19 protein-coding genes are annotated in these 21,313 nt (G+C 64.1%); 11 read left to right on the top strand and 8 right to left on the bottom strand.

The window, feature by feature from the left end:
- Positions 1–64: 64 nt before the first annotated feature.
- Together E6B08_RS11875 and E6B08_RS11870 are read right to left on the bottom strand one after the other, a co-directional pair.
- The gene (locus E6B08_RS11875) at positions 65–2,425 is read right to left on the bottom strand and encodes a DNA polymerase II (RefSeq protein WP_136914172.1); all 2,361 of its coding nucleotides are present in this window, start codon (positions 2,423–2,425) and stop codon (positions 65–67) included.
- Positions 2,426–2,489: 64 nt separating this feature from the next.
- Positions 2,490–3,680, bottom strand: coding sequence for an MFS transporter (locus tag E6B08_RS11870; protein ID WP_136914171.1), 1,191 nt, complete (start codon positions 3,678–3,680; stop codon positions 2,490–2,492).
- A gap of 115 nt (positions 3,681–3,795) precedes the next feature.
- Between E6B08_RS11870 and E6B08_RS11865 the strand changes: the two genes are divergently transcribed.
- Positions 3,796–4,707 (top strand): LysR family transcriptional regulator, encoded by a 912-nt coding sequence (locus E6B08_RS11865; RefSeq protein WP_136914170.1) that lies wholly within the window; start codon positions 3,796–3,798, stop codon positions 4,705–4,707.
- Here E6B08_RS11865 and E6B08_RS11860 read toward each other — a convergent pair.
- Positions 4,688–5,608 (bottom strand): LysR substrate-binding domain-containing protein, encoded by a 921-nt coding sequence (locus tag E6B08_RS11860; protein ID WP_136914169.1) that lies wholly within the window; start codon positions 5,606–5,608, stop codon positions 4,688–4,690. The genes E6B08_RS11865 and E6B08_RS11860 overlap by 20 nt on opposite strands.
- 160 nt (positions 5,609–5,768) lie before the next feature.
- Between E6B08_RS11860 and E6B08_RS11855 the strand changes: the two genes are divergently transcribed.
- The 8 genes from E6B08_RS11855 (at position 5,769) to E6B08_RS11820 (ending at position 11,408) form a co-directional block, all read left to right on the top strand.
- Positions 5,769–6,545, top strand: a complete 777-nt coding sequence (locus E6B08_RS11855) for a YqcI/YcgG family protein (RefSeq protein ID WP_136914168.1) — start codon at positions 5,769–5,771, stop codon at positions 6,543–6,545.
- Positions 6,546–6,547: 2 nt separating this feature from the next.
- Positions 6,548–7,177 carry a LysE family translocator gene (locus E6B08_RS11850; RefSeq protein ID WP_136914167.1) on the top strand — a complete coding sequence of 210 codons (630 nt, stop codon included), beginning with the start codon at positions 6,548–6,550 and terminating at the stop codon, positions 7,175–7,177.
- Positions 7,178–7,217: 40 nt separating this feature from the next.
- Complete coding sequence (locus E6B08_RS11845; RefSeq protein ID WP_136914166.1) at positions 7,218–8,312, top strand: hypothetical protein; 1,095 nt, start codon at positions 7,218–7,220, stop codon at positions 8,310–8,312.
- 156 nt (positions 8,313–8,468) lie between these two features.
- Positions 8,469–9,164, top strand: coding sequence for a sel1 repeat family protein (locus E6B08_RS11840; RefSeq protein WP_136914165.1), 696 nt, complete (start codon positions 8,469–8,471; stop codon positions 9,162–9,164).
- A gap of 99 nt (positions 9,165–9,263) precedes the next feature.
- A complete protein-coding gene (locus E6B08_RS11835) occupies positions 9,264–9,965 on the top strand; it encodes an AzlC family ABC transporter permease (protein WP_136914164.1) in 702 nt (233 codons plus the stop codon).
- Entirely contained in the window at positions 9,962–10,276 is a 315-nt protein-coding gene (locus E6B08_RS11830; protein WP_136914163.1) for an AzlD domain-containing protein, read from the top strand. The genes E6B08_RS11835 and E6B08_RS11830 overlap by 4 nt, the downstream gene beginning before the upstream one ends.
- Positions 10,273–11,106, top strand: a complete 834-nt coding sequence (locus tag E6B08_RS11825) for an AraC family transcriptional regulator (RefSeq protein ID WP_136914162.1) — start codon at positions 10,273–10,275, stop codon at positions 11,104–11,106. The genes E6B08_RS11830 and E6B08_RS11825 overlap by 4 nt, the downstream gene beginning before the upstream one ends.
- A gap of 74 nt (positions 11,107–11,180) precedes the next feature.
- On the top strand, positions 11,181–11,408 hold the full coding sequence (locus tag E6B08_RS11820; protein WP_136914161.1) for a hypothetical protein: 228 nt from the start codon (positions 11,181–11,183) through the stop codon (positions 11,406–11,408).
- Positions 11,409–11,450: 42 nt separating this feature from the next.
- Here the strand turns inward: E6B08_RS11820 and E6B08_RS11815 are convergent, their stop codons facing one another.
- From E6B08_RS11815 to E6B08_RS11795, 5 genes are all read right to left on the bottom strand, one after another.
- Positions 11,451–11,939 (bottom strand): copper chaperone PCu(A)C, encoded by a 489-nt coding sequence (locus E6B08_RS11815; protein WP_136914160.1) that lies wholly within the window; start codon positions 11,937–11,939, stop codon positions 11,451–11,453.
- Positions 11,939–12,547 (bottom strand): SCO family protein, encoded by a 609-nt coding sequence (locus tag E6B08_RS11810; protein ID WP_136914159.1) that lies wholly within the window; start codon positions 12,545–12,547, stop codon positions 11,939–11,941. Before E6B08_RS11810 ends, E6B08_RS11815 begins: the two co-directional genes overlap by 1 nt.
- 226 nt (positions 12,548–12,773) lie before the next feature.
- Positions 12,774–13,358: a Fe-S biogenesis protein NfuA gene (gene nfuA, locus E6B08_RS11805; RefSeq protein WP_063545100.1), complete on the bottom strand. Its 585-nt coding sequence runs from the start codon at positions 13,356–13,358 to the stop codon at positions 12,774–12,776.
- A gap of 58 nt (positions 13,359–13,416) precedes the next feature.
- Positions 13,417–14,451, bottom strand: coding sequence for an acyltransferase family protein (locus E6B08_RS11800; RefSeq protein ID WP_136914158.1), 1,035 nt, complete (start codon positions 14,449–14,451; stop codon positions 13,417–13,419).
- 108 nt (positions 14,452–14,559) lie between these two features.
- Positions 14,560–16,899 carry a fatty acid cis/trans isomerase gene (locus E6B08_RS11795; protein WP_416194381.1) on the bottom strand — a complete coding sequence of 780 codons (2,340 nt, stop codon included), beginning with the start codon at positions 16,897–16,899 and terminating at the stop codon, positions 14,560–14,562.
- A 137-nt stretch (positions 16,900–17,036) separates the two neighbouring features.
- Between E6B08_RS11795 and metH the strand changes: the two genes are divergently transcribed.
- Positions 17,037–20,744: a methionine synthase gene (metH, locus tag E6B08_RS11790; protein ID WP_136914156.1), complete on the top strand. Its 3,708-nt coding sequence runs from the start codon at positions 17,037–17,039 to the stop codon at positions 20,742–20,744.
- Positions 20,745–20,860: 116 nt separating this feature from the next.
- Complete coding sequence (locus E6B08_RS11785; RefSeq protein ID WP_136914155.1) at positions 20,861–21,079, top strand: DUF2970 domain-containing protein; 219 nt, start codon at positions 20,861–20,863, stop codon at positions 21,077–21,079.
- The last annotated feature ends 234 nt before the right edge of the window (positions 21,080–21,313 follow it).

Below are 21,313 nucleotides of genomic sequence, written 5' to 3'. Positions count from 1 at the left end.
CTGCGAGAAAAGCGCAGGCTAGGCGAACGTCGCGACCTGATGTGTTGGACAGTTACCACCTGTGTCAGAACAAGGCCATCTGCTGGTCGGTCAATGCCGAGAAACTGTCCCCCACCATGGGCAGGATGGCATCGGCGATCGGTTGCAACTGGCGGCTCAGGTAATGCTGGTAATCGATGGGCGAGCGACGATCTTCCAAGGGCTCGGGGCCGGCGATGGTGATCACGTAGCTGATCCAGCCACCGTTCTGGTACTGCCTGGGCCGACCCAGCTGGCGGTTGTATTCGTCCGCCAGGCGCGCGGCACGCACATGCGGTGGCACGTTGCGCTGATAATCGGCCAGTGGCCTGCGCAGGCGCTTGCGATAGATCAGCAACTGGTCCTGCTCGCCGGCCAAGGTGCTGCGCACGTATTCGCGCAGGTACTCACGGTACGGCTGGCCACGAAAGATCCGTCCGTACAGTTCCTGTTGGAACTGACGGGCCAGTGGTGACCAGTCGGTGCGCACCGATTCCAGGCCCTTGAACACCGTGTCGTCGCTTCCGTCGGCACGCTGCACGAGGCCTGCGTAGCGCTTCTTGCTGCCCTCGTCGGTGCCACGGATGGTAGGCATCAAGAAGCGTCGATAGTGAGTCTCGTATTGCAGCTCCAGGGCACTGGCCAGGCCCATCTCCTGTTGCAGGTGCTCGCGCCACCACTGGTTGATCTCGGTCACCAAGCGCCGACCGATGCTGGCGGCGGCCTCCTCGTCATGGGCCTGCTTCAACCACACGAACGTGGAGTCGGTGTCGCCATAGATCACATCGAACCCACGCGCCTCCACCAAGGCGCGGGTCTGGCGCATGATCTGATGACCCCGCATGGTGATCGACGAGGCCAGGCGCGGGTCGAAGAACCGGCAGCCACTGGAGCCGAGCACGCCGTAGAAGGCATTCATGATGATCTTCAGCGCCTGCGACAAAGGCGCGTTGCCAGCGCGCTTGGCCGCTTCACGTCCCTGCCACACCTCCTCGACGATGGCCGGCAGACAATGCTGGCTGCGTGAAAAGCGCCCACCGCGAAAGCCCTCCACCGAATGGTCGTTGTCCGGCTGGCGCAGGCCTTCGACCAGGCCCACCGGATCGATCAGGAAAGTGCGGATGATCGAGGGATACAGGCTCTTGTAGTCCAGCACCAGCACCGAGTCGTACAGCCCTGGGCGCGAGTCCATGACGAAGCCGCCGGGGCTGGCTTCGTCCGGGCGACTGCCGAGATTGGGCGCGACGAAACCCAAGCGGTGCATGTGCGGGATGTACAAATGGCAGAACGCGGCGACCGAGCCACCGCTGCGGTCCACCGCCAGGCCGGTGACCGAGGCCCTTTCAAGAAGGAAGTCGAGCAGCCGGGCATGGCTGAAGATCCGCGTGACCAGCTCGCAGTCCTTGAGGTTGTAGCGCGCCAGGGCCGGCTTGTCCTCGGCGAACATACGGTTGATCTCGTCCATGCGCTGGTACGGCGTGTCGATGGCCTTGCCCTCCCCCAGCAAGGTCTGCGCGACGTTCTCCAGGCTGAAGGAAGGGAAGCTCCAAGTCGCCGAACGCAGTGCCTCGATGCCGTCGATGAGCAGGCGCCCGGGGGCATCGGCGAACACGTGGCCGCGGTTAGCGTGGCTGCGCAGGGTCATCGGCGCACCGCCCCGCCCCAGCGCCAGCGGCATGTCCAGTTGCCGGGCATGTTCGTGGAGGATGCGCAGATCGAACTGGATCAGGTTCCAGCCGATGATCGCATCCGGGTCGTGGCGGGCCATCCATTGGATCAGGCACTCGAGCAGCGCGGCGCGGTCTGCGCAGTAGTGCAGGTCGAAGTCCACCTCGGCAGTGTCGCCGTCGGCGTCGCCTAGCATGTACACCTGGCGTTGACCGCAGCCTTCCAGGGCGATGCTGTAGAGTTCGCCACGCTCGCTGGTCTCGATGTCCAACGACACCAGGCGCAAGGGCGGGCGATACCCCGGCGCAGGCTTGAGCTGGGCATCGCATACCACGCCTTGGGCATCCTCCCGCCCAGTGAAACACACGGGAGCGGTGATGAAGCGCTCCATCAGGTAGCGCTCCGGCGGGCGGATATCGGCTTCGAATACCTCGATACCGGCACTGCGCAGGCGTTGCTCCAGTTGCAGCAACTGGCGATGCTGGCGGCAGTACAGGCCCACCACCGGACGCTGCTCGAAGTCACGCAGGCGCAGCGGCTTGAGTTCGACTCCGGCCTCATCGCTCAACAACACCCGGGCATGCGCGCCCTGCGCCTGCGGCACGAAGGCAACCGACTCCTGGGGCGCCAGCCGCAACAGACGCGGGCCCTGGTCGGTGGCGAGCCAGAATTCCACGCAGGTGCCTTGGGGCGTGTCGTGCCAATGCCGGGTCAGGACAAAGCCCTGCTGCAACTCCACTGCGGTATTCCTCGAAGCGCCCGGGGGGCAAAAACACGATTCTACCCCATGGCGCAGCGCCAGGTTACCGCGCTCCTGTGCTGAAGCCCGCCCGCCGGCCCGTCCAGGCCAACGCCCAGGCAGCGCCGATGAACACCAATACCACCGGCCCGAAGGCCGGGGCGCCAGCGCCGGTAAGCAGGAGCCCGCCGATGATGCCTCCCAAGGCGATGGCGCTGTTCCACACCGTCACCAACATCGACTGGGCCACGTCGCCGCCCTCACCCGCCGCATCGGCGCAGGCTGTCTGCAACAGCGTGGGCGCACCGCCGTAGGTCAGGCCCCACAGCGCCACGCCGAGGTACAACCAGAGGGCGCTCGCCTGCCCCAGCGCCAGCGCGGCCAGGGCAAAGGCGCCAAGGCTGAGCAGCACCAGCGGCCGCAGGTGGCGGTCGACCAGCACCCCGACCAGGCCGATTCCGGCCAGCGCTGCCACGCCGAATACCATCAGTACCGGGCCGACCTGGGTCGCCATGCCGGCGGCAGCCAGCAAGGGCACGATGTAGGTGTAGAGGATGTTGTGGCCAAGGATCCATGCCAGGATCACCAGCAGCACGCGCGCTACACCGGGCGTGCGTAGCACCTGGCCCGCAGCAGGACGTCGATCGGCGGCATGGCCCGGATAGTCGGGCACCGCTCGCAGCACCCAGGCCACCAGCAGTAACGCCGCCAGCGTGACCACGGCAAAGGTGGCGCGCCAGCCCAATCCGGCACCCAGCCAGGTGGCGATCGGCAACCCCAGTGACAGGGCAATCGGCTGACCCAGCATGGCCACGGCCATCGCCCGCCCTTGCAGGGCGACCGGCACCATGCGCCGTGCATGTCCGGCGATCAGGCCCCAGGCCAGGCCTGCCGCGGCGCCGGTGAGAAAGCGCAGCGCCAGGGTCAGGGTGTTGTTCGACGAAAGCGCGGTCAAGCCATTGAACAGGACGAAGCCAAGGATCGCCAGCAATAGCGCTCGCCGACGGAACCAGCTCTGGGTCAGGGTTACCAGGGGGATCGCCGTCAGCAGCGAGCCCAGCGCATAGGCGGTGACCCACTGCCCGGCCATGGCCTGGCTGATGTGCATGCCCTCGGCGATCTGGTCGAGCAGCCCCGCCGGCAAGGTTTCACTGAGAATGGCGATGAAGCCGGTCATCGCCAGGGCCAGCAGGCCGCTCAGGGGCAGACGGCCGGGGCTGGCATCGGACAGCGACGCAGTGCAGGTCTGGGACATGGTGTTTGCCTTGGAAAAAGAATGGGGAAACAGTGTGCAAGGGCAGGCATTGCGGAAAAAGACGGGTAGTATTCCGCTCACCCAGGACATCGGAGTCCGCAATCAGGAGCGTTTCATGGACAGCCTAAGTGGCTTCGTGGTGTTCAACCGGGTAGCCGAAACCCGCAGCTTCGTCGCCGCCGGCCAGTCGCTGGGCATCAGCGCATCGGCCGTTGGCAAGCGTGTGGCGCGGCTGGAAAGCCGTCTGGGGGTGCGCCTGTTCCACCGCAGTACGCGCAGCATCACCCTGACTGCCGAAGGCATGCTGTTTCTCGAACGCAGCCGGCGCATCCTGGCGGAGATCGAAGCCACCGAGCAGGAGCTGTCCCAGGCCAGCGAAACGCCCAGTGGGCGCTTGCGCATCAGCCTGCCCCAAGTGACCGGCCTGGTGATGCCGGCGCTGGCAGACTTCATGGCGCTGTACCCACAAATCGAACTGGACCTGGAGTTCACCGACCGCATGGTCGATATCGTCGGTGAGGGCTTCGATGTGGTGATGCGCGGCGGCCAGCCCCAGGATTCGCGGCTCAAAGCCAAGTTCCTCGGCCACTTCCAGCACTGTCTGGTGGCGTCGCCCGCCTACCTGGAAGAACGCGGCACACCCCTGCACCCGCGTGATCTGGCCGGACACACCTGCCTGCACTACCGGTTTCCCAGCAATGGCAAACTGGAAACCTGGCCATTGCGCCAGGACCACCCCGAGCAGGCCTATGACATCCCCATCTCGATGGTCTGCAACCACGTCGAGACGCGTATCTGCTTCGCCATCAACAACCGCGGCATCACCTGCCTGCCCAACTTCGCCGTGCGCCGCGAGCTGACCGCCGGCACGCTGGTCAGCGTGCTCGACGAGTTCATCGAGCGGCGCGGCAGCTTCTATCTGCTATGGCCTTCGGGCCGCCAGGTACCGCCGAAACTCCGGGTGTTCATCGATTTCATGCTCGAACGGGTTTTCGCCGATCGCCCGGTCAGTCATACAGGTAGTTGATGTCCTTGTATGACAGCGGCGGCACCTGGCTGACCAGGTAGTCACGCAACTTGAGCATTTGCCGCGCCTTGGGACTGGACTTGAGCCAGGTCATGTAATACCCATCGCCAGTCGCCACCGCGTGCTTGAACGGCGTGACCAGGCTGCCTGCCGCGAGGTCCGCGCTGGCCAGCGCCAGGTCGACCACCGAGATGCCCAGACCCTGCTGCGCCGCTGAAATGCCCTGGTCGAGGGTGTCGAACACCTGGCCCTTGTCGATGCTGATGTCCAGCGCGTCCATGCGCGCCAGCCAGCGCCGCCAGTCACGCCGGTCCGGCGAGGGGTGGAGGAATTCGCAGTGGCGCAGGTCGGCCAATTCGGGCGCAGCCTGGGTCATGTAGCCTGGATGGCACACCGGTATCAGCCACTCGTCGAATAGCTTGAAGCTCTCGACGTCTGCAGCGAACCGCCCGTTGCCCAGCAGGATCGCGCAGTCGTACGGCTCGGAGTAGAAGTCCACCGAGTCGATGTCCATCCAAACGCTGGACAGCTGCACACTGCAGTTGTCGTCAAGTTTCTTGAAGCCGTCCAGGGCCCGTAGCAACCAGCGCACGGTCAAGGTCGAAGGCGCCTTCAGGCGCAAGGCGTAGCGGTCCTGGCGCAGCAATGCACAGGCGTTCTCGATGATCTTGAATCCGACCTTCAGCTCCTGGGCCAGCAAGCGGCCGTGGTCGGTCAGGCGCAGCTTGGGGCCACGGCGCTCGAACAGGTCGCAACCGAACATCGACTCGAGGGTCTTGATGTGGTGGCTGACCGCCCCCTGGGTCAGCGCAAGCTCTTCCGCCGCACGGGTGAACGAGCCGTAGCGCGACGCGACCTCGAAGGCGCGCAAGGCATGCAAAGCCTGAATCCGTTCCGACATGATGCCCCCGAAGCATGAGTGAGACTAATAGTAGGTCATAGTTCCACGCGTTTTACAACCTAGGGGGTGTTTCAGAAAATGCGGGTAAATAACAAAGATAACCAAGCATCTTGCCTGCATGTGACTGGATCACCCACTTAACAAAACGCCTGGGGAAATCATGTTTACGGGTTATGGAAATTGCTATCGCCTGGACGCGCTAGAGCTCACCTCTGAACATGTCCGGAACACCCAACACTGGACGTACAAGACCATAGAACACTTTCGCGGCATTCTCGCCAATCCCGACTTTCCCTGCCTCTTCGGGCGCAAGGCGGTCGCCTCGCAAAGCTGCCACATCCTGTTCGCCCGCGCCGAGCATCTGGCCGACGATATCGCCCGGGGCTTGTCCGACTATGTCGCCCTCGTCATCCCTGTCCCCCTCAAGCAGCGCATCGGCAGCCCGCTGGTGGTATTTCTCGAAACAACCGGCGACAGCACCCTGGCGCAGCAGCAGGCACTGGCGTGGAAGGTACTGCGCGGCGTGCACGCGCGCGACCCACAACCCTGGCCGCAGGCCATGCCCACCGACCCCGAGGATAGCGACTGGTCGTTCTGCTATGCCGGCATGCCGCTGTTCATCAACATGAACTTCCCCGGCCACCAGCAGATGAAAAGCCGCAACCTGGGCCCGCACATCACCTTCGTCATCAACCCAAGGGAGAACTTCGACGAAGTTGCCAATGCCGCGACCGAAAGCGGCAAACGCATCCGTGCGCGCATCCGCGACCGGGTTCGCCACTACAACGATGGCGTGGTGCCCGACACGCTGGGCGCTTTCGGCGAAGAAGGCAACTACGAATGGAAGCAGTACCAGTTGCAGGAACAGGGGTCGCTCAACCCCTCGCGCTGCCCCTTCCACGCCCATGCGACAACCGATACCGTGACCGAGAACTGACCGTGAATACCGCACTGACCGCTACCTACGCCCTGACCGTCCTGCTGCTGATCGCCACCCCTGGCCCGGTCGTGGCCCTGATCGTCAACACCGCCGCCGCCTCCGGATCGCGCAAGGCCATGTTCACCGCCGTCGGCACCAACTGGGCCTCGCTGGTGCTGATTGGCGCCGCGGCCTGGATCATCATGACCAGCGCCGCCATCGACAAGGCCTGGCTCAGCGGCATGAGCCTGCTGGGCTGCCTGTTCATCGGCTACATCGCCGTCGGCACCCTCAAAGATGCCCTGCAGACACCGGTTGCCGAGGCCCCCGACGCCCTCCCCCGAGCGGTGCGCGGCGGCGGCCTGTGGCAGGGTTTCATGGTGGGCATCTCCAACCCCAAGGACATCATTTTCTTCATTGCCTTCTTCCCGCAGTTCATCCAGATCACCGAGTCGTTCGGCAAGAGCATGGTGGTGCTTTCACTGCTGTGGGTTGCCATCGACTTTGCCGTGCTCAGCCTCTACATCTTCGCCATCGGCAAGATCGCCTCGCAGCGCAGCAACCGCTTCATTTCCCTGGCCTCGGGGGTCGCGCTGTTGCTGATCGCCGTGGGTGGGCTGGCCTACAACCTCAAGGAGCTGGCGGGCTGACGGCCTTGCGCCGACGCCACGCCCGCCACAACGGAGCCTCATGCGACTGACCGATACCACCCCGCACGTCCCCGGCAGCCCGTCGCCCCTGCAACAGGATTACCAGCATTTCCTGCTGCTCGGTCGCCGCCGCGCGCCCCACACGTTGCACGTGCACGAAAGCGGTTACCGCTCCGGCACCATCAACACCGATGCCCTCGGCCTGCGCTACAGCCACTGCGCCGGCAAGCGCTTTTCCGCCGCAGAACGCGGCGGCGCGCCGCGGGTGAACCTGTTGGTCGGCGGCTCCACGGCACTGGGCATCGGCGCCAGTGGCGACGAACACACGGTGGCCTCGCACCTGTCGATGCTGACCGGAGAGGTCTGGCTGAGCCTGGCCGGTTGCGGGCTGAACGCCAGCCAGGAACTGCTGCTGTTTCTCAGCCACCAGCACCGTTTCGGCCAGATCGGCCACGTGGTGCTGCTCAGCGGCCTTAACAGCCTCGCCCACGAGGCCCTCGGCGAAGTGCTGGACGGCGCCCAGGAACCGCTGCAGGCTGCAGCCTACCAAGATTTTCTCAACGCCTTCAGCGAGGGCGTCACGGGGGGCGACGGGCAACGGCGAAAACCATTCTGGCGCCGCTGGATGCAAGCCCTGGCACCCCATCCGGTACCGCCACCGATAACATGGTCGCTGTCGGCACCGAACAAGCGCCTGACCCGCGCCGCCGACAGCATCGGCCGCACCCTCCTGCAATGGGACCGCCTATTGGCGGGCAGCCATACCAGCCTGACCTTCATTCTGCAGCCCCTGCTGCCGTGGTGCCGCGATACCCTGCCGGCCGGTGAGCAAGCAGCGCTCGAAGCCCTGGAACGCCAACCAGCCAATTTCGACCGCCTGCTCGATGGCGTCTTCGACAGCCAACTGCATTCGGCTTTCTTCCGCCGCATCAAGCAACAGGCTGACCCTGTCCCCTGCTACGACATGAACAGCATGCTCAGCAGCTCGCCAGTGTTCGGTGCCGACCTGTTCATCGACCGCCTGCACCTGAACGATCTGGGCAACAACGCTTTGGCCAAGGTGATCACCGCCAAGCTCGGCCTGGCCCAGGAAAAACACGCCCAACGCAAGGTGACACCGATCAAGCTCGTCTGACAATGTTGCATAAGCCTTTCAGCCTGCCCCCTCCCATGGCTAGAATACGCCGTCGTCTTGTTTTGCCTGAGACCAACGGGTACCTGCCATGAACATCGAAACCGTCCATCCGCAGCTGGCTGCCTGCCGTGCCCCTGGGTTGCACGAGGCTTGCCTGTGAGCCGTATCCGTCTCATCGGTTCGTTTCTGCTGACCCTGGCCCCTTTCAGTGCCCATGCAGTGGAAGTGCACATAGACCCCCATGCCGACCTGCTGTACCGCCAGGCGCTGCCGTTACTCGAACAGGCCGACGCTCAGGACGACACGCCAAGCCCACTGCGTACCGCAGTCGACGCCGACCCGGAACTCACCCGTCAGGGTCAGGCCATGGCCCGTACCCTGCCCACCGCCGTAGCGCTGTTGAAGAAATCCGTGGCCCTGGGCCACCCAGTGGCGCAGTACCGGTTGGCGCTGTACTACATGACCTACCTGCCTGCCGCGCAAATTCCCGATGCCGCCTGCCCGCTGCTGGAGTCGAGCCTGAAGCAGGGCTTCGCACCACCTGCCACGGCCATCGCCACCTGGTGTCCCCCCTACAATGCCAGCCCGGCCTATCGCAGCGACCTCGAGGCGGTGCCGAGCATGGCCACGCTGTACGCGCCCTACTATCCGCAACCGGCCACGCGCCTGGCCTGCAGCCGCAGCCAGCCACAGGGGCTGGAGATGCAGTGGGGGCGCCAACGCGACTACCAGGCCGAGGTCTACCGCCTGCTCGGCGATCTCGATCCGTCGCAACGCCAGACACTGCTGCAGAAGGCCGTGGACATCAACGGCTGCGCGGCAGCCCAGCAACGGCTTACCAGCTACCGCTGAGGCCTGGGCGCCGACGGACTGAGCAAGATCGTACAAGCCACCTGGTAATCGCTCTGGCATGCTGGCAGTCCAAGCCATCCATACCCTGTCGTCGCCATCATGACCAGCCATGCCCCTATCGCCCGCCACGCCTATCTGCGTGGCGCCATTGCCATCCTGCCACTCTCGCTCGCCGTTGCGCCCTGGGGCCTGCTTGCCGGTTCCATGGCCATAGAGGCCAACCTCAGCGCGTGGGAGGGCCAGGGCCTCTCGGCCATCGTCTTCGCCGGCGCGGCGCAACTGGTGGCCATCGGCATGCTCAAGGGCGGCGCCAACCTGGTGTCGATCCTGCTGACCACCCTGCTACTGACCTCCCAGCATCTGCTCTACGGCCTGTCCATGCGTCCCCTGCTGTCCAAACAGCCGCTGCGCTGGCGCCTGGGCCTGGGCTTTCTGCTGACCGACGAATTTTTCGCCCTGGCCAGCCAGCACGACCAGCAGCAGTTCAACCGCTGGTACGCCCTGGGCGTGGGCCTGACCTTCTACGTGGCCTGGAACCTGTTCACCTTTGCCGGCATCGTCCTCGGCAAGAGCATCCCGCACCTGGATCAGCTAGGTCTGGACTTCTCCATCGTCGCCACCTTCGTGGCGCTGATCGCGCCGTTGGTGCGCAACCTGGCCACCGTAGTGTGCGTGGCGGTGTCGCTGTTCTGCTCGGTGCTGTTCAGCCACTGGCACTGGGAAACCGCCCTGGTAGCCGCCGGTCTGCTGGGTATGAGCGCAGGCTTCATCTGCCAAAAATTCTCGGGGGTTCGCCAATGACCTGGCTGCTGATCTTCGCCATGGGCGCGGTGGTATTCCTCAACCGCTATGCCTTCCTCGAGCCGCGTCTACCGCTGCGCCTGAGCTCCAATGCGCGGCAGTTCCTGGGTTTTGCCGTGCCGGGCATGCTCACGGCAATCTGTGGCCCGATCATCTTCCTGCCCGACCATCAACTGGACCTGAGCCCGCTCAACCCCTATCTATTGGGTGCAGTGGCAGCCGTGGCGCTGGTACTGTTGACCCGCAGCGTATTGCTGAGCATGCTGCTGAGCATGTTGATCTTCTTCCTGCTGCGCAGTTGGCTGGCATGAGCCGGCCCCTGCGCGAACAGACCCACCTTTGGCAAGCGCCCGCGCTGGGCGATGTCGAGATGCTGCACGCGCGCTACTACCAGCAGCGCTTTGCCCCACACGTGCACGAAGGTTACGTGTTCACCGTGATCGAGTCCGGCGCCCAGCGCTTCTGGCACCGCGGCAGCGAGCACCTGGCCCCGCAAGGCAGCATGGTACTGATCAACCCCGATGAACTGCACACCGGTGCCACGGCCCACGAAGCCGGTTGGCGCTACCGTGGCCTCTACCCGGAGCAGGCCAGGGTCAGCGGCGTACTCGACGAACTGGAGCTGGGCCGCCATGGCATGCCCCACTTCAAGGCCAGCGTGATTCATGATCCGGCCTTGGCAGGCGCCTTCAGCCACCTGCACAGATTGTCCGAATCTGCAGCCAGCGCCCTGGAGCAGCAAACAGCCTGGCGCCAGGCAGTGCTGGCCCTGGTGCAGCGCCACGGACATTGCGCCGAACCCGCCACTCCCGGCAACGAACCCTTGGCCGTGGCCCGTGCCCGTGAGCTGTTGGAAAGCCGGCTTGCCGATCCGCCTTCGCTGGAGACGTTGGCGGCAGCGGTGAACCTGTCGCCCTTCCACTTTGCCCGGGTGTTTCGCCAGGCCACCGGCCTGCCGCCCCACGCTTGGCTAAAGCAGCGACGCCTGGCGCGGGCGAGGGAATTCCTGCGCAGCGGCCTGGCTGCCTGCGACGTCGCCTGTACCTTGGGTTTCACCGACCAGAGCCACCTCAGCCGCCAGTTCAAGCAGGCCTACGGCGTCACTCCAGGGGCTTACCGCAGCGCCTGCCTGCAGGGCTAGCCAGGGCGACAGCATGCCGCAGGCGTGCGCGTTTACCGCTGCTACACTGAGATGGCTGAACGGAGGTTCCTGCCATGTCCGAAAAAGAGATCACCACCCTCCTGTCGCTGATGAGCCAGCGTCAGGCCTGCCTGAGCAGTGCCTGCAAGGAGATCGCCGATTGGATCGACCGGCAGGGCGACGTGCCCGCGGCCGGCAAGATCCGCGCCAGCCTCAAGGCCATCGAGGCCGACGAAGCCCAGGTCCGCAAGACACTGACGTCGCTGACCCTGGATCGGCCGCTGCCGCGCTTTCGCAGCTGAGGCACATAACGAAAGGGGCCGCATTGCGCGGCCCCTCGTACATCAGTGGTTCATGTGCATGTGGTCGTGACCGGCGCCAGCCTCAGCGTTGAGCGGGCGTACCTCGGCCTGCACGTCCAGGGTTTCCTTGCCACCCTTGGCATCTTCGATGGTCAGGGTCAGCGGTACCTTGTCGCCTTCCTTGACCTGCTGGTTCAGGCCCGTCAGCATCACGTGCAGCCCGTTGGGGTCAAGGCTCACCGCCTTGCCGGCAGGCAGCTCGACGGCCTTCACCTCGCGCATGCCCATGACATCGCCGTTCATGGTCATCTCGTGCACCTGCACGGTCTTGGCCACCGGCGAGGCGACGCTCACCAGCTTGCTGTCGCTACTGGCGGTGAGGGTCATGAACGCGCCGGTGGACGGCTGGTGCGCCACGGTGGCGCGCACCCAGGCTTCGCTCACGGTGGTCTGGGCCAGGGCTGGCAGCGCCATGCCCAGCAAGGCGATGGCGGCCAGGCCGCGCTTGATCGGTTGCAGTGAAACAGCCATTAGCAAATCTCCATCAGGGTGACCAGGTCTTCAGCGCATTCCTTGGCGTTCAGGGAGTGGCCCAGGCTCAGGCGCAGCGTGCCACGTGTATCGTAGACGTAGCTGGTGGATGAGTGAGAAATGGTATAGGTGTCGCCAGCCGGCACCTTCTCGTAGAACACCTTGAATTCCTTGGCCACCTCGGCGATTTCCTCCGGGGTGCCGGTCAGGGCGGTGAACGACGGGTCGAAGGCCTTGAGATAGGCGTCGAGCACCTCGGGCGTATCGCGTTCCGGGTCCAGGGTGATGAACACCACCTGGAACAGATCGCGGTCACGACCCCTGAGCAGATTCTTGATCTGCACCGCACGCGCCAGCGTGGTCGGACAGACCGCCGGACACTGGGTGAAACCGAAGAAGATCATCGGCATCGAGCCGTAGAAGCTCGACAGGGTGCGCTCGTTGCCCTGGGTATCCTTGAGGCGGAACTTGCGCCCGAGGATCTCGTTGCTCATGTTCTTGCCGTACTTGAACTCGAGCCCACGCGCCGGGCTGCAGCCCGCCAGCAAGCCAAGCCCGAGAACGCCCATCCCGGCGACAACTGCGCGCCGGGTAAACAGATCATTCATGGAACCATCCTTTACAGGGAAGGTGCCGACCCTCGGGACGGGCCGGCCGAAAAACCGGGGCATTCTGGCATGACACCCCAAGGGCAGCTACCCGACCTTGGGGCAGATGGCCTGCAGCCCTTTGTTTACGGGCTGCGGCTTGTTGTCGCAGGGATTGAATCCGTAACACTTTGTTGCTAGGAGGCGGCGCACAAGGCCGCCCTCCTCCGCAACCGGGCGCTTCGCCTTAGTAGTAGGCGTTTTCTTTCTGGGTATGGTCGGTCACGTCACGCACGCCCTTGAGCTCTGGGATACGCTCGAGCAAGGTGCGCTCGATGCCGTCCTTGAGCGTCACGTCGGCCTGACCGCAGCCTTGGCACCCTCCCCCGAACTGCAGCACCGCGATGCCGTCGTCGACCACGTCCACCAGGCTCACCTGGCCGCCGTGGCTGGCCAGGCCCGGGTTGATCTCGGTTTGCAGGTAGTAGTTGATACGCTCGTTGATCGGGCTGTCTTCGTTGACCATCGGCACCTTGGCGTTCGGCGCCTTGATGGTCAACTGGCCGCCCATGCGGTCGGTGGCGTAGTCGACCAGCGCGTCCTCGAGGAACGGCTCGCTGACCGCGTCGATGTAGGCGGTGAAGCTTTTCAGGCCCACGGCGGTGTCGTCGGGCTTTTCTTCGCCGGGCTTGCAATAGGCGATGCAGGTCTCGGCGTACTGGGTGCCCGGCTGGGTGATGAAGACACGGATGCCGATGCCAGGCGTGTTCTGCTTGGAGAGCAGATCGGCCAGGTAATCATGGGCGGCGTCAGTAATGGTTATAGCGCTCATGTAGGTTCCTCACAGACTTGCCGCCAAGTGTACGCCAACACGGCCATCGAACAAAGTCCTAGTATTTGACTCGGGAAAGCACGTAATCCCCGGTTTGCTCCCGTGGCCGCGCCAGCCAGGCCTGCATCCGCCGGTACAACCCGCGTTCGAGCCACTGGTAGCTGACCCAGGACATTAGTCCAATGGACGGCACGCACAAGGCGAACACCAGGTACGGGTTCAGGCCCAGCCGCTGGCTGGCGAACCAGCCCGCGTACAGCACCAGCACGTGGATCAGGTACACCGAGTACGAGCAGTCGCCCAGCGCCTTGAGCACCCGGTTGCCACTGAACCAAGGTTCGAGCGACAGGAACGCCAGCACGATCAACGCGCTGGGCACTCCCCAGTGCAGCAGCCGCACGGAGGCGTCCAGGTGGTAGATGGCATAACCTGCCGCCGCCAATACCAGCAGCGGCAACACTCGCCCTTCACGCACCAGCCCGCGCCTATACAGCACGCCCAGGCCGATACCGAGCAGGAACTCGTAGATGATGCCGTTGTTGTAGAAGTGGCTGAGCACACCCATTCGGCCAAGCACTTCGCTGGCCAGCAGCAATGCCGCCGTGACCAGCAGCAGGTGGTGACGTTGGCGAACCAGGAACGCCAGGCCGAACAACAGGTAGAAGAACATCTCGAAGTTGAGCGTCCAGCCGACGTTGAGCGTGGGGTACAAACCATAGCCGCCGGGGTTTTCCGCCGGGATGAACAACAACGACAGCAGCAGGTGCTGGCCGTCGTACACCTGGTGCGGCATCCAGCGGCTGAACGCCAGGATCAACGCCGCCATCACCAGGGTATAGAACCAATAGGCGGGCACGATACGCAGGGCGCGGTTGAGCAGGAACTGGCGCGGCTCGATGTCTTTGTCACGGGTCGACAGATAGATCACCAGGCCGCTGATGACGAAGAAGATGTCGACGCCCACGGCGCCTCGGTCGCTGAACAGTTGGCCGATGGGGCCGGTGGCGTGGAAGTCGAAGAAGATCTGCATGAAGTGGTGGCAGACCACCACCCAGGCGGCGAACGCCCGCAGTGCCTGAAGCGAATACAGCATGGAATACCCTGCGATTGCCGGTGCATTGAGGCCCCTGGACAATGTTGCCTTCCAGGGGCCACCTAGCGTTTCGGACCGCAGTGCTTACGAAAAGATCAGCCAAACCGATCAGAGGTTCTCGTAGCGGTTCATGTCCAGCACACCGGCCTCTACCGGCTGGGTCTCCTTGATGTAGCTATTGAGGTCATGGAAATACCGCCAGAACTGCGGATGGCTGCGGCGAATCCCCCAGCGCATGACGATGCGCTCGAAGCGCTCGGCGTCGTCACCGGCGTACTCCAGGTCCTCGACGAACTCCGGCACATCGGCGGTGGGCACGTTGAAGATGAAGTTCGGGTAGCTGCTGAGCACGCCCGGGTACAGCGTCAAGGTATCGAGCCCTGGCTGGTAGCGGCGCGCCTCGCCGAGAAGGAAGGCGACGTTGCTGTGCGCGCGGTTGTGCAGCAGGCTGTAGACCTGGCGCTGACCGCCCTGCCCTTCGATGCGCAGCATGGTGGCCTCGGGCAATTGGCCGATCACCTTCAACCCGGCCGCTGGACGCGACACCAGGCGGCTCAACGACTGTTCGGCATTACGGAACTCCTCGCTCAGACCGGGCCGCGAGCAGTAGGCGCCCGTGCAGCGGTTGATCGGATCAGGCGAGGCGTTGATGCTCGTGGTGCGCTGCAGCAGCTTCAGGCCGAAATCGCGCTTGGGATGTTCCTTGTCCAGTTTCAGGCCACTTGGCGTGTCGCTGTCGATGTCCTCGTAGTCGAGCCACATCTTCACCTTGCCGCCGTTCTGGTACCAGTCGCTGAGGATCGCGCCGCGTTTGTCAGCCGGCATCAGGCGCAGGAAATTGACCTCGGCGCCGTTGCGGATCAGGTCGAAGTACAAGCGCGTCTGCAATTGATGCGAGACGTTGCCATACACGTCGAAATTCACCGCCAGTTGGTAGTAGGTACGCTCGAACAGCGGATAGTCGAACAGCCACAGGGTCAACGGCACATCGCCGATCAGACCCTTGGTCACCGAGGCGCTGTCGAAATGCCGGAAGATGGTCAGCAGGGCGTTGTCATTGCCGGCCCACAGGGTCGACCAACCCGGCGCCGGCATCTCGGCATAGGCCTCGCGACGCAGTTTCTCGTACTCGTTGCGCTTGTCACGGTAGGCGTGCCACAGGGTCAGCACGCTGCCCACGTCGTCGATCTGCCCCGGCATGGCCAGCAGCGGCGTGGCCTCGCCGCGGTACTTGGCGTCGGTGATGTAGCGGTCGAACGCCGGTTCCTGGAACAGCGCCCAGAAGTTGTCGCGGATCACGTCCGTGGCGATCTGCCCGCGGCACACCGGGCCGCGAATGAAGGTGCGCACGAAGTACTCGGCGTTATCGAGCATGAACTGGTAGCGCGCCACCGCCGGGATCGCCTCGAACGTCTCGAACGGGTTGGCCCGGTGCCGCGGCCCATAGCCCGGCAGCGCGGTGGCGTGCCAATCGCCGGCGTAGAACAGCTGCTTGACCCGCTTGAGCTTCTGCGGCCCCATCGGGTAGGTGATGTGGGTCTTGTGCACGATCACGCCCTGCACCGGAATCAGCCGGTAGTAAAAATCGGTGCCGGGCGGGTCGTTGGGGCGGCGCGTGGCGATGATGTCGACCGGCTTGCCGCTCGGCGTGCGCGAGCGCACCCACTGGAAGAAGTGGCCCTGCTCGCCGCCGACGAAATAGATGTGCGCCAGGAACAGGTGCTCGTACAGCCACCGGCCCACCAGCGCTTCGGTCGAACCTGGGCGGTTGAGCAGTTCTTCCCACTCGCCGATCTGCCTGGCTTCCGCCGCGCTCGGCTGGACCGGCTGGTATTCGACCGGCGCACCCGCCGCCAGCCAGCGCTGCATGGTCTGGTACTCCTTGTCGGTGAGGCCTGTCACCGCCAGCGGCATGCCTTCCTTGGGATGTGCGCCGGCATAGGCGTCGAACTCATGGGGCATGGGGCACATGTTGTTGCGCGCAAGGCCCAGGACGATGTCATCGGGCAACTTGGCGTTGGGGGTGATCGGCGTCTTGTGCCCCAGTTCGAGCATGCGCGCCATCAGCGCAGCCTGGCTGCCCTGGTTGTCGAGCACCGAATAGAAGCCCTTGGCCCGCCATTGCTCCTCGGTCTGGGCGTCGTAGAACAGGCGCGTGGTGGGCACCGCCTTGCTCCGCTCGCCCTGGTACACCGGCACCTTGCTGGCGCCGCGCACGGCGCCTTCCGGGCTTTCCAGCTTGAGCTGGCAGGCGGCGTCGTTGCAGGCGTGGCAAGCGACGCATTTCTCGGTGAAGATCGGTTGGATGTCGCGGGTATAGGAGATTGCCGGGCTCGACTGGGGGGCTTGCGCACCCGCCATGCCGCTCATGAACAGCGCGCATGCGCTCGCCCAGGCAAGAAAACAACGATGCAACATGTGCCGAAAGTCCTGGTTCTTGAAAGCCATCACGGTGTGCCTGGTCGTCCTTGTGTGCGTGTTTGCCAACATGAGCATAATTCATGGAAATGGCCGATGCGCCTAAAATCCGCGCAGCTTTGTTATGATTCCGCACCTTCTGATATTTGCCCGACCAGGTAGTTCTTATGTCCGACCGCAGCGCTCGTCTCCAAGCACTCCAGAACGCACTCAAGGAGCGCATCCTGATCCTCGACGGCGGCATGGGTACTATGATCCAAAGCTACCGGCTGGAGGAACACGACTATCGTGGCACGCGCTTTGCCGATTGGCCAAGCGATGTGAAAGGCAACAACGACCTGCTCCTGCTGAGCCGCCCCGATGTCATCGCGGCCATCGAAAAGGCCTACCTGGACGCTGGCGCCGACATCCTCGAAACCAACACCTTCAACGCCACGCAGATTTCCCAGGCCGACTATGGCATGGAGTCGCTGGTCTACGAGCTTAACGTCGAAGGTGCGCGCATCGCCCGCCAGGTGGCCGATGCCAAGACCCTGGAGACCCCCGACAAGCCACGCTTCGTCGCCGGCGTGCTCGGCCCTACCAGCCGTACCTGCTCGATTTCTCCGGACGTCAACGACCCCGGCTACCGCAACGTCACCTTCGACGAACTGGTGGAAAACTACATCGAGGCCACTCGCGGCCTGATCGAGGGCGGCGCCGACCTGCTGCTGATCGAGACCATCTTTGACACCCTCAATGCCAAGGCGGCCATCTTCGCCGTGCAGCAGGTGTTCGAGGACGATGGCATCGAGCTGCCGATCATGATCTCCGGCACCATCACCGACGCCTCCGGCCGCACCCTGTCGGGCCAGACCACCGAAGCGTTCTGGAACTCGGTGCGCCACGCCAAGCCGATTTCCGTGGGTCTGAACTGCGCCCTCGGCGCCAAGGACCTGCGCCCCTACCTCGAAGAGCTGGCGACCAAGGCCGACACCCACGTCTCGGCCCACCCCAACGCCGGCCTGCCGAACGCCTTCGGTGAATACGACGAGACCCCGGCGGAAATGGCCACGGTGGTCGAGGAGTTCGCGGCCAGCGGCTTCCTCAACATCATCGGCGGTTGCTGCGGGACCACCCCGGGCCACATCCAGGCCATCGCCGAAGCGGTAGCCAAGTACAAGTCACGAGAAATCCCCGAGATTCCCAAGGCCTGCCGCCTGTCGGGCCTCGAGCCGTTCACCATCGATCGCCAATCGCTGTTCGTCAACGTCGGCGAGCGCACCAACATCACCGGCTCCGCCAAGTTCGCCCGGCTGATCCGTGAGGAGAACTACACCGAAGCCCTGGAAGTCGCCCTGCAGCAGGTCGAGGCCGGCGCCCAGGTGATCGACATCAACATGGACGAAGGGATGCTCGACTCCCAGGCCGCCATGGTCCGCTTCCTCAACCTGATCGCCGGTGAGCCGGACATCTCCCGCGTGCCGATCATGATCGACTCCTCCAAGTGGGAAGTGATCGAAGCGGGCCTCAAGTGCATCCAGGGCAAGGGCATCGTCAACTCGATCTCCATGAAGGAAGGCGTCGAGCAGTTCAAGCACCATGCCCGCCTGTGCAAGCGCTATGGCGCCGCCGTGGTGGTGATGGCCTTCGACGAGGTCGGCCAGGCCGACACCGCCGCGCGCAAGAAGGAAATCTGCCAGCGCAGCTACGACATCCTGGTCAACGAGGTGGGCTTCCCGCCTGAAGACATCATCTTCGACCCGAACATCTTCGCCGTCGCCACCGGCATCGAGGAGCACAACAACTACGCCGTCGATTTCATCGAGGCCTGTGCCTACATCCGTGACCACCTGCCGCATGCCCTGAGCTCGGGCGGGGTGTCCAACGTGTCGTTCTCGTTCCGTGGCAACAACCCGGTACGCGAGGCGATCCACTCGGTATTCCTCTACCACGCCATCCAGAACGGCCTGACCATGGGTATCGTCAACGCCGGCCAGCTGGAGATCTACGACGAGATCCCGGCCGCCCTGCGCGAGAAGGTCGAGGACGTGGTGCTCAACCGCACCCCGCACGGCACCGATGCCCTGCTGGCGATTGCCGACGACTACAAAGGCGGCGGTGCAACCAAGGAAGTCGAAAACGAAGAGTGGCGTTCGCTGCCGGTTGAAAAACGCCTGGAGCACGCCCTGGTCAAGGGCATCACGGCGTTCATCGTCGAAGACACCGAAGAGTGCCGCCAGCGGTGCGCACGCCCCATCGAGGTCATCGAGGGGCCGCTGATGAACGGCATGAACGTGGTCGGCGACCTGTTCGGCGCGGGCAAGATGTTCCTGCCCCAGGTGGTCAAGTCGGCCCGCGTGATGAAGCAGGCCGTGGCCCACCTGATCCCGTTCATCGAAGCCGAGAAAGGCGACAAGCCCGAGGCCAAGGGCAAGATCCTCATGGCCACGGTCAAGGGTGACGTGCACGACATCGGCAAGAACATCGTCGGCGTGGTGCTCGGCTGCAACGGCTACGACATCGTCGACCTCGGCGTGATGGTGCCGGCGGAGAAGATCCTGCAGACCGCCCGCGACGAAGAATGCGACATCATCGGCCTGTCCGGCTTGATCACTCCGTCTCTCGACGAGATGGTCCACGTCGCCCGGGAAATGCAGCGCCAGGGCTTCAACCTGCCGCTGATGATCGGTGGCGCCACCACCTCCAAGGCGCACACCGCGGTGAAGATCGAGCCCAAGTACAGCAATGACGCGGTGGTCTATGTCACCGATGCTTCGCGTGCAGTCGGCGTGGCCACCCAGTTGCTGTCCAAGGAACTCAAGCCGGGCTTCGTCGAGAAGACCCGCCAGGACTACGTCGAGGTCCGCGAGCGCACCGCCAACCGCAGTGCCCGCACCGAGCGCCTGAGCTACGCCCAGGCGGTGGCGGCCAAGCCCAAGTACGACTGGGCCGGCTACCAGCCAGCGGTGCCCTCCTTCACCGGCGTCAAGGTGCTGGAAGACATCGACCTGCGCACCCTGGCCGAGTACATCGACTGGACCCCGTTCTTCATTTCCTGGGACCTTGCCGGCAAGTTCCCGCGCATCCTCACCGATGAAGTGGTCGGTGAAGCGGCCACGGCGCTGTATAAAGATGCCCGCGAGATGCTCGACAAGTTGATCGACGAGAAGCTCATCAGCGCCCGCGCGGTATTCGGCTTCTGGCCGGCCAACCAGGTGGCCGATGACGATATCGAGGTTTACGGCGCCGACGGCCAGCCTTTGGCCACCCTGCACCACCTGCGCCAACAGACCATCAAGCCTGACGGCAAGCCTAACCTGTCGCTGGCCGACTTCGTCGCACCGAAATCCAGCGGCGTCACCGACTACGTGGGCGGCTTCATCACCACTGCCGGCATCGGTGCCGAGGAAGTGGCCAAGGCCTACCAGGACAAGGGCGACGACTACAGCTCGATCATGGTCAAGGCCCTCGCCGACCGCCTGGCCGAAGCCTGCGCCGAGTGGCTGCACGAGCAGGTGCGTAAAGAGCACTGGGGCTATGCCAAGGACGAGCATCTGGACAACGAGGCGTTGATCAAGGAGCAGTACAGCGGCATCCGCCCTGCCCCGGGCTACCCGGCCTGCCCCGATCACACCGAGAAGGAGACCCTGTTCCGCCTGCTCGACGGCAGCGCCATCGGCGAAACCGGGCCGAGCGGGGTGTTCCTCACCGAACACTTCGCGATGTTCCCGGCGGCGGCGGTCAGTGGCTGGTACTTCGCCCATCCACAGGCGCAATACTTTGCCGTGGGCAAGGTCGACAAGGACCAGATCGAAGGCTACAGCGCGCGTAAAGGCCAGGAGGTTAGCGTGAGCGAGCGCTGGTTGGCGCCGAACCTGGGTTACGAGAGCTGAGACCGCTTCGCCGGCAGGCCGGCTCCTGCAGGTTCTCCACCGATCTGTTGGAGCCGGTTTGCCGGCGAATGGGCCTACACTGTCCTTGATTGCCTCTGATTACCTCAGGAGCCACCATGGACGATTCCAGCCAAGGCAAGCCACCGACCTTCTGGCAGATGTTGCACAGCGTCCTCGCCGCCGCGTTCGGCGTACAAAGCGGCAAGAATCGCACGCGCGACTTCACCCATGGCAAGGCGAGCCATTTCATCGTGTTCGGTGTCGTGTTCACGCTGGTGTTCATTCTGGTGCTGATCGGCCTGGTACAACTGGCCGTGCACCTGACCGCTCGCTGAGCTGCGGCGGTACAGGCACATCACGGTGGCAGGATTAAGGCTACTGGTGGCTGACCCAATACACGGCAGTGACCACCACCAGAACGATCAGGCACAGGATCGCCCAGGCATCGACGCTGCTGTCAGCTTTGCGGACCTTGGTTGAGTTGCCCATTGCATTGCCTCTTGTAGTGTTATGGGAAATGCACTTCAACCCCCAGTAAAGACGAGCAATGCCCTTCCCTCAAGCAGGGT

The sequence above is a fragment of the Pseudomonas putida genome (genome assembly GCF_005080685.1).
GTDB classification, from domain to species: domain Bacteria; phylum Pseudomonadota; class Gammaproteobacteria; order Pseudomonadales; family Pseudomonadaceae; genus Aquipseudomonas; species Aquipseudomonas putida_V.
The sequence above is the reverse complement of the archived record's forward strand: the minus strand, read 5'-3'. Positions and strand labels throughout refer to the sequence as shown.

Coding starts and splice junctions, on each gene's coding strand:
- E6B08_RS11870 (WP_136914171.1), bottom strand. CDS start 3,680: ATGTCCCAGACCTGCACTGCGTCGCTGTCCGATGCCAGCCCCGGCCGT.
- E6B08_RS11865 (WP_136914170.1), top strand. CDS start 3,796: ATGGACAGCCTAAGTGGCTTCGTGGTGTTCAACCGGGTAGCCGAAACC.
- E6B08_RS11860 (WP_136914169.1), bottom strand. CDS start 5,608: ATGTCGGAACGGATTCAGGCTTTGCATGCCTTGCGCGCCTTCGAGGTC.
- E6B08_RS11855 (WP_136914168.1), top strand. CDS start 5,769: ATGTTTACGGGTTATGGAAATTGCTATCGCCTGGACGCGCTAGAGCTC.
- E6B08_RS11845 (WP_136914166.1), top strand. CDS start 7,218: ATGCGACTGACCGATACCACCCCGCACGTCCCCGGCAGCCCGTCGCCC.
- E6B08_RS11835 (WP_136914164.1), top strand. CDS start 9,264: ATGACCAGCCATGCCCCTATCGCCCGCCACGCCTATCTGCGTGGCGCC.
- E6B08_RS11830 (WP_136914163.1), top strand. CDS start 9,962: ATGACCTGGCTGCTGATCTTCGCCATGGGCGCGGTGGTATTCCTCAAC.
- E6B08_RS11825 (WP_136914162.1), top strand. CDS start 10,273: ATGAGCCGGCCCCTGCGCGAACAGACCCACCTTTGGCAAGCGCCCGCG.
- E6B08_RS11820 (WP_136914161.1), top strand. CDS start 11,181: ATGTCCGAAAAAGAGATCACCACCCTCCTGTCGCTGATGAGCCAGCGT.
- E6B08_RS11815 (WP_136914160.1), bottom strand. CDS start 11,939: ATGGCTGTTTCACTGCAACCGATCAAGCGCGGCCTGGCCGCCATCGCC.
- E6B08_RS11810 (WP_136914159.1), bottom strand. CDS start 12,547: ATGAATGATCTGTTTACCCGGCGCGCAGTTGTCGCCGGGATGGGCGTT.
- nfuA (WP_063545100.1), bottom strand. CDS start 13,358: ATGAGCGCTATAACCATTACTGACGCCGCCCATGATTACCTGGCCGAT.
- E6B08_RS11800 (WP_136914158.1), bottom strand. CDS start 14,451: ATGCTGTATTCGCTTCAGGCACTGCGGGCGTTCGCCGCCTGGGTGGTG.
- E6B08_RS11795 (WP_416194381.1), bottom strand. CDS start 16,899: ATGGCTTTCAAGAACCAGGACTTTCGGCACATGTTGCATCGTTGTTTT.
- metH (WP_136914156.1), top strand. CDS start 17,037: ATGTCCGACCGCAGCGCTCGTCTCCAAGCACTCCAGAACGCACTCAAG.
- E6B08_RS11785 (WP_136914155.1), top strand. CDS start 20,861: ATGGACGATTCCAGCCAAGGCAAGCCACCGACCTTCTGGCAGATGTTG.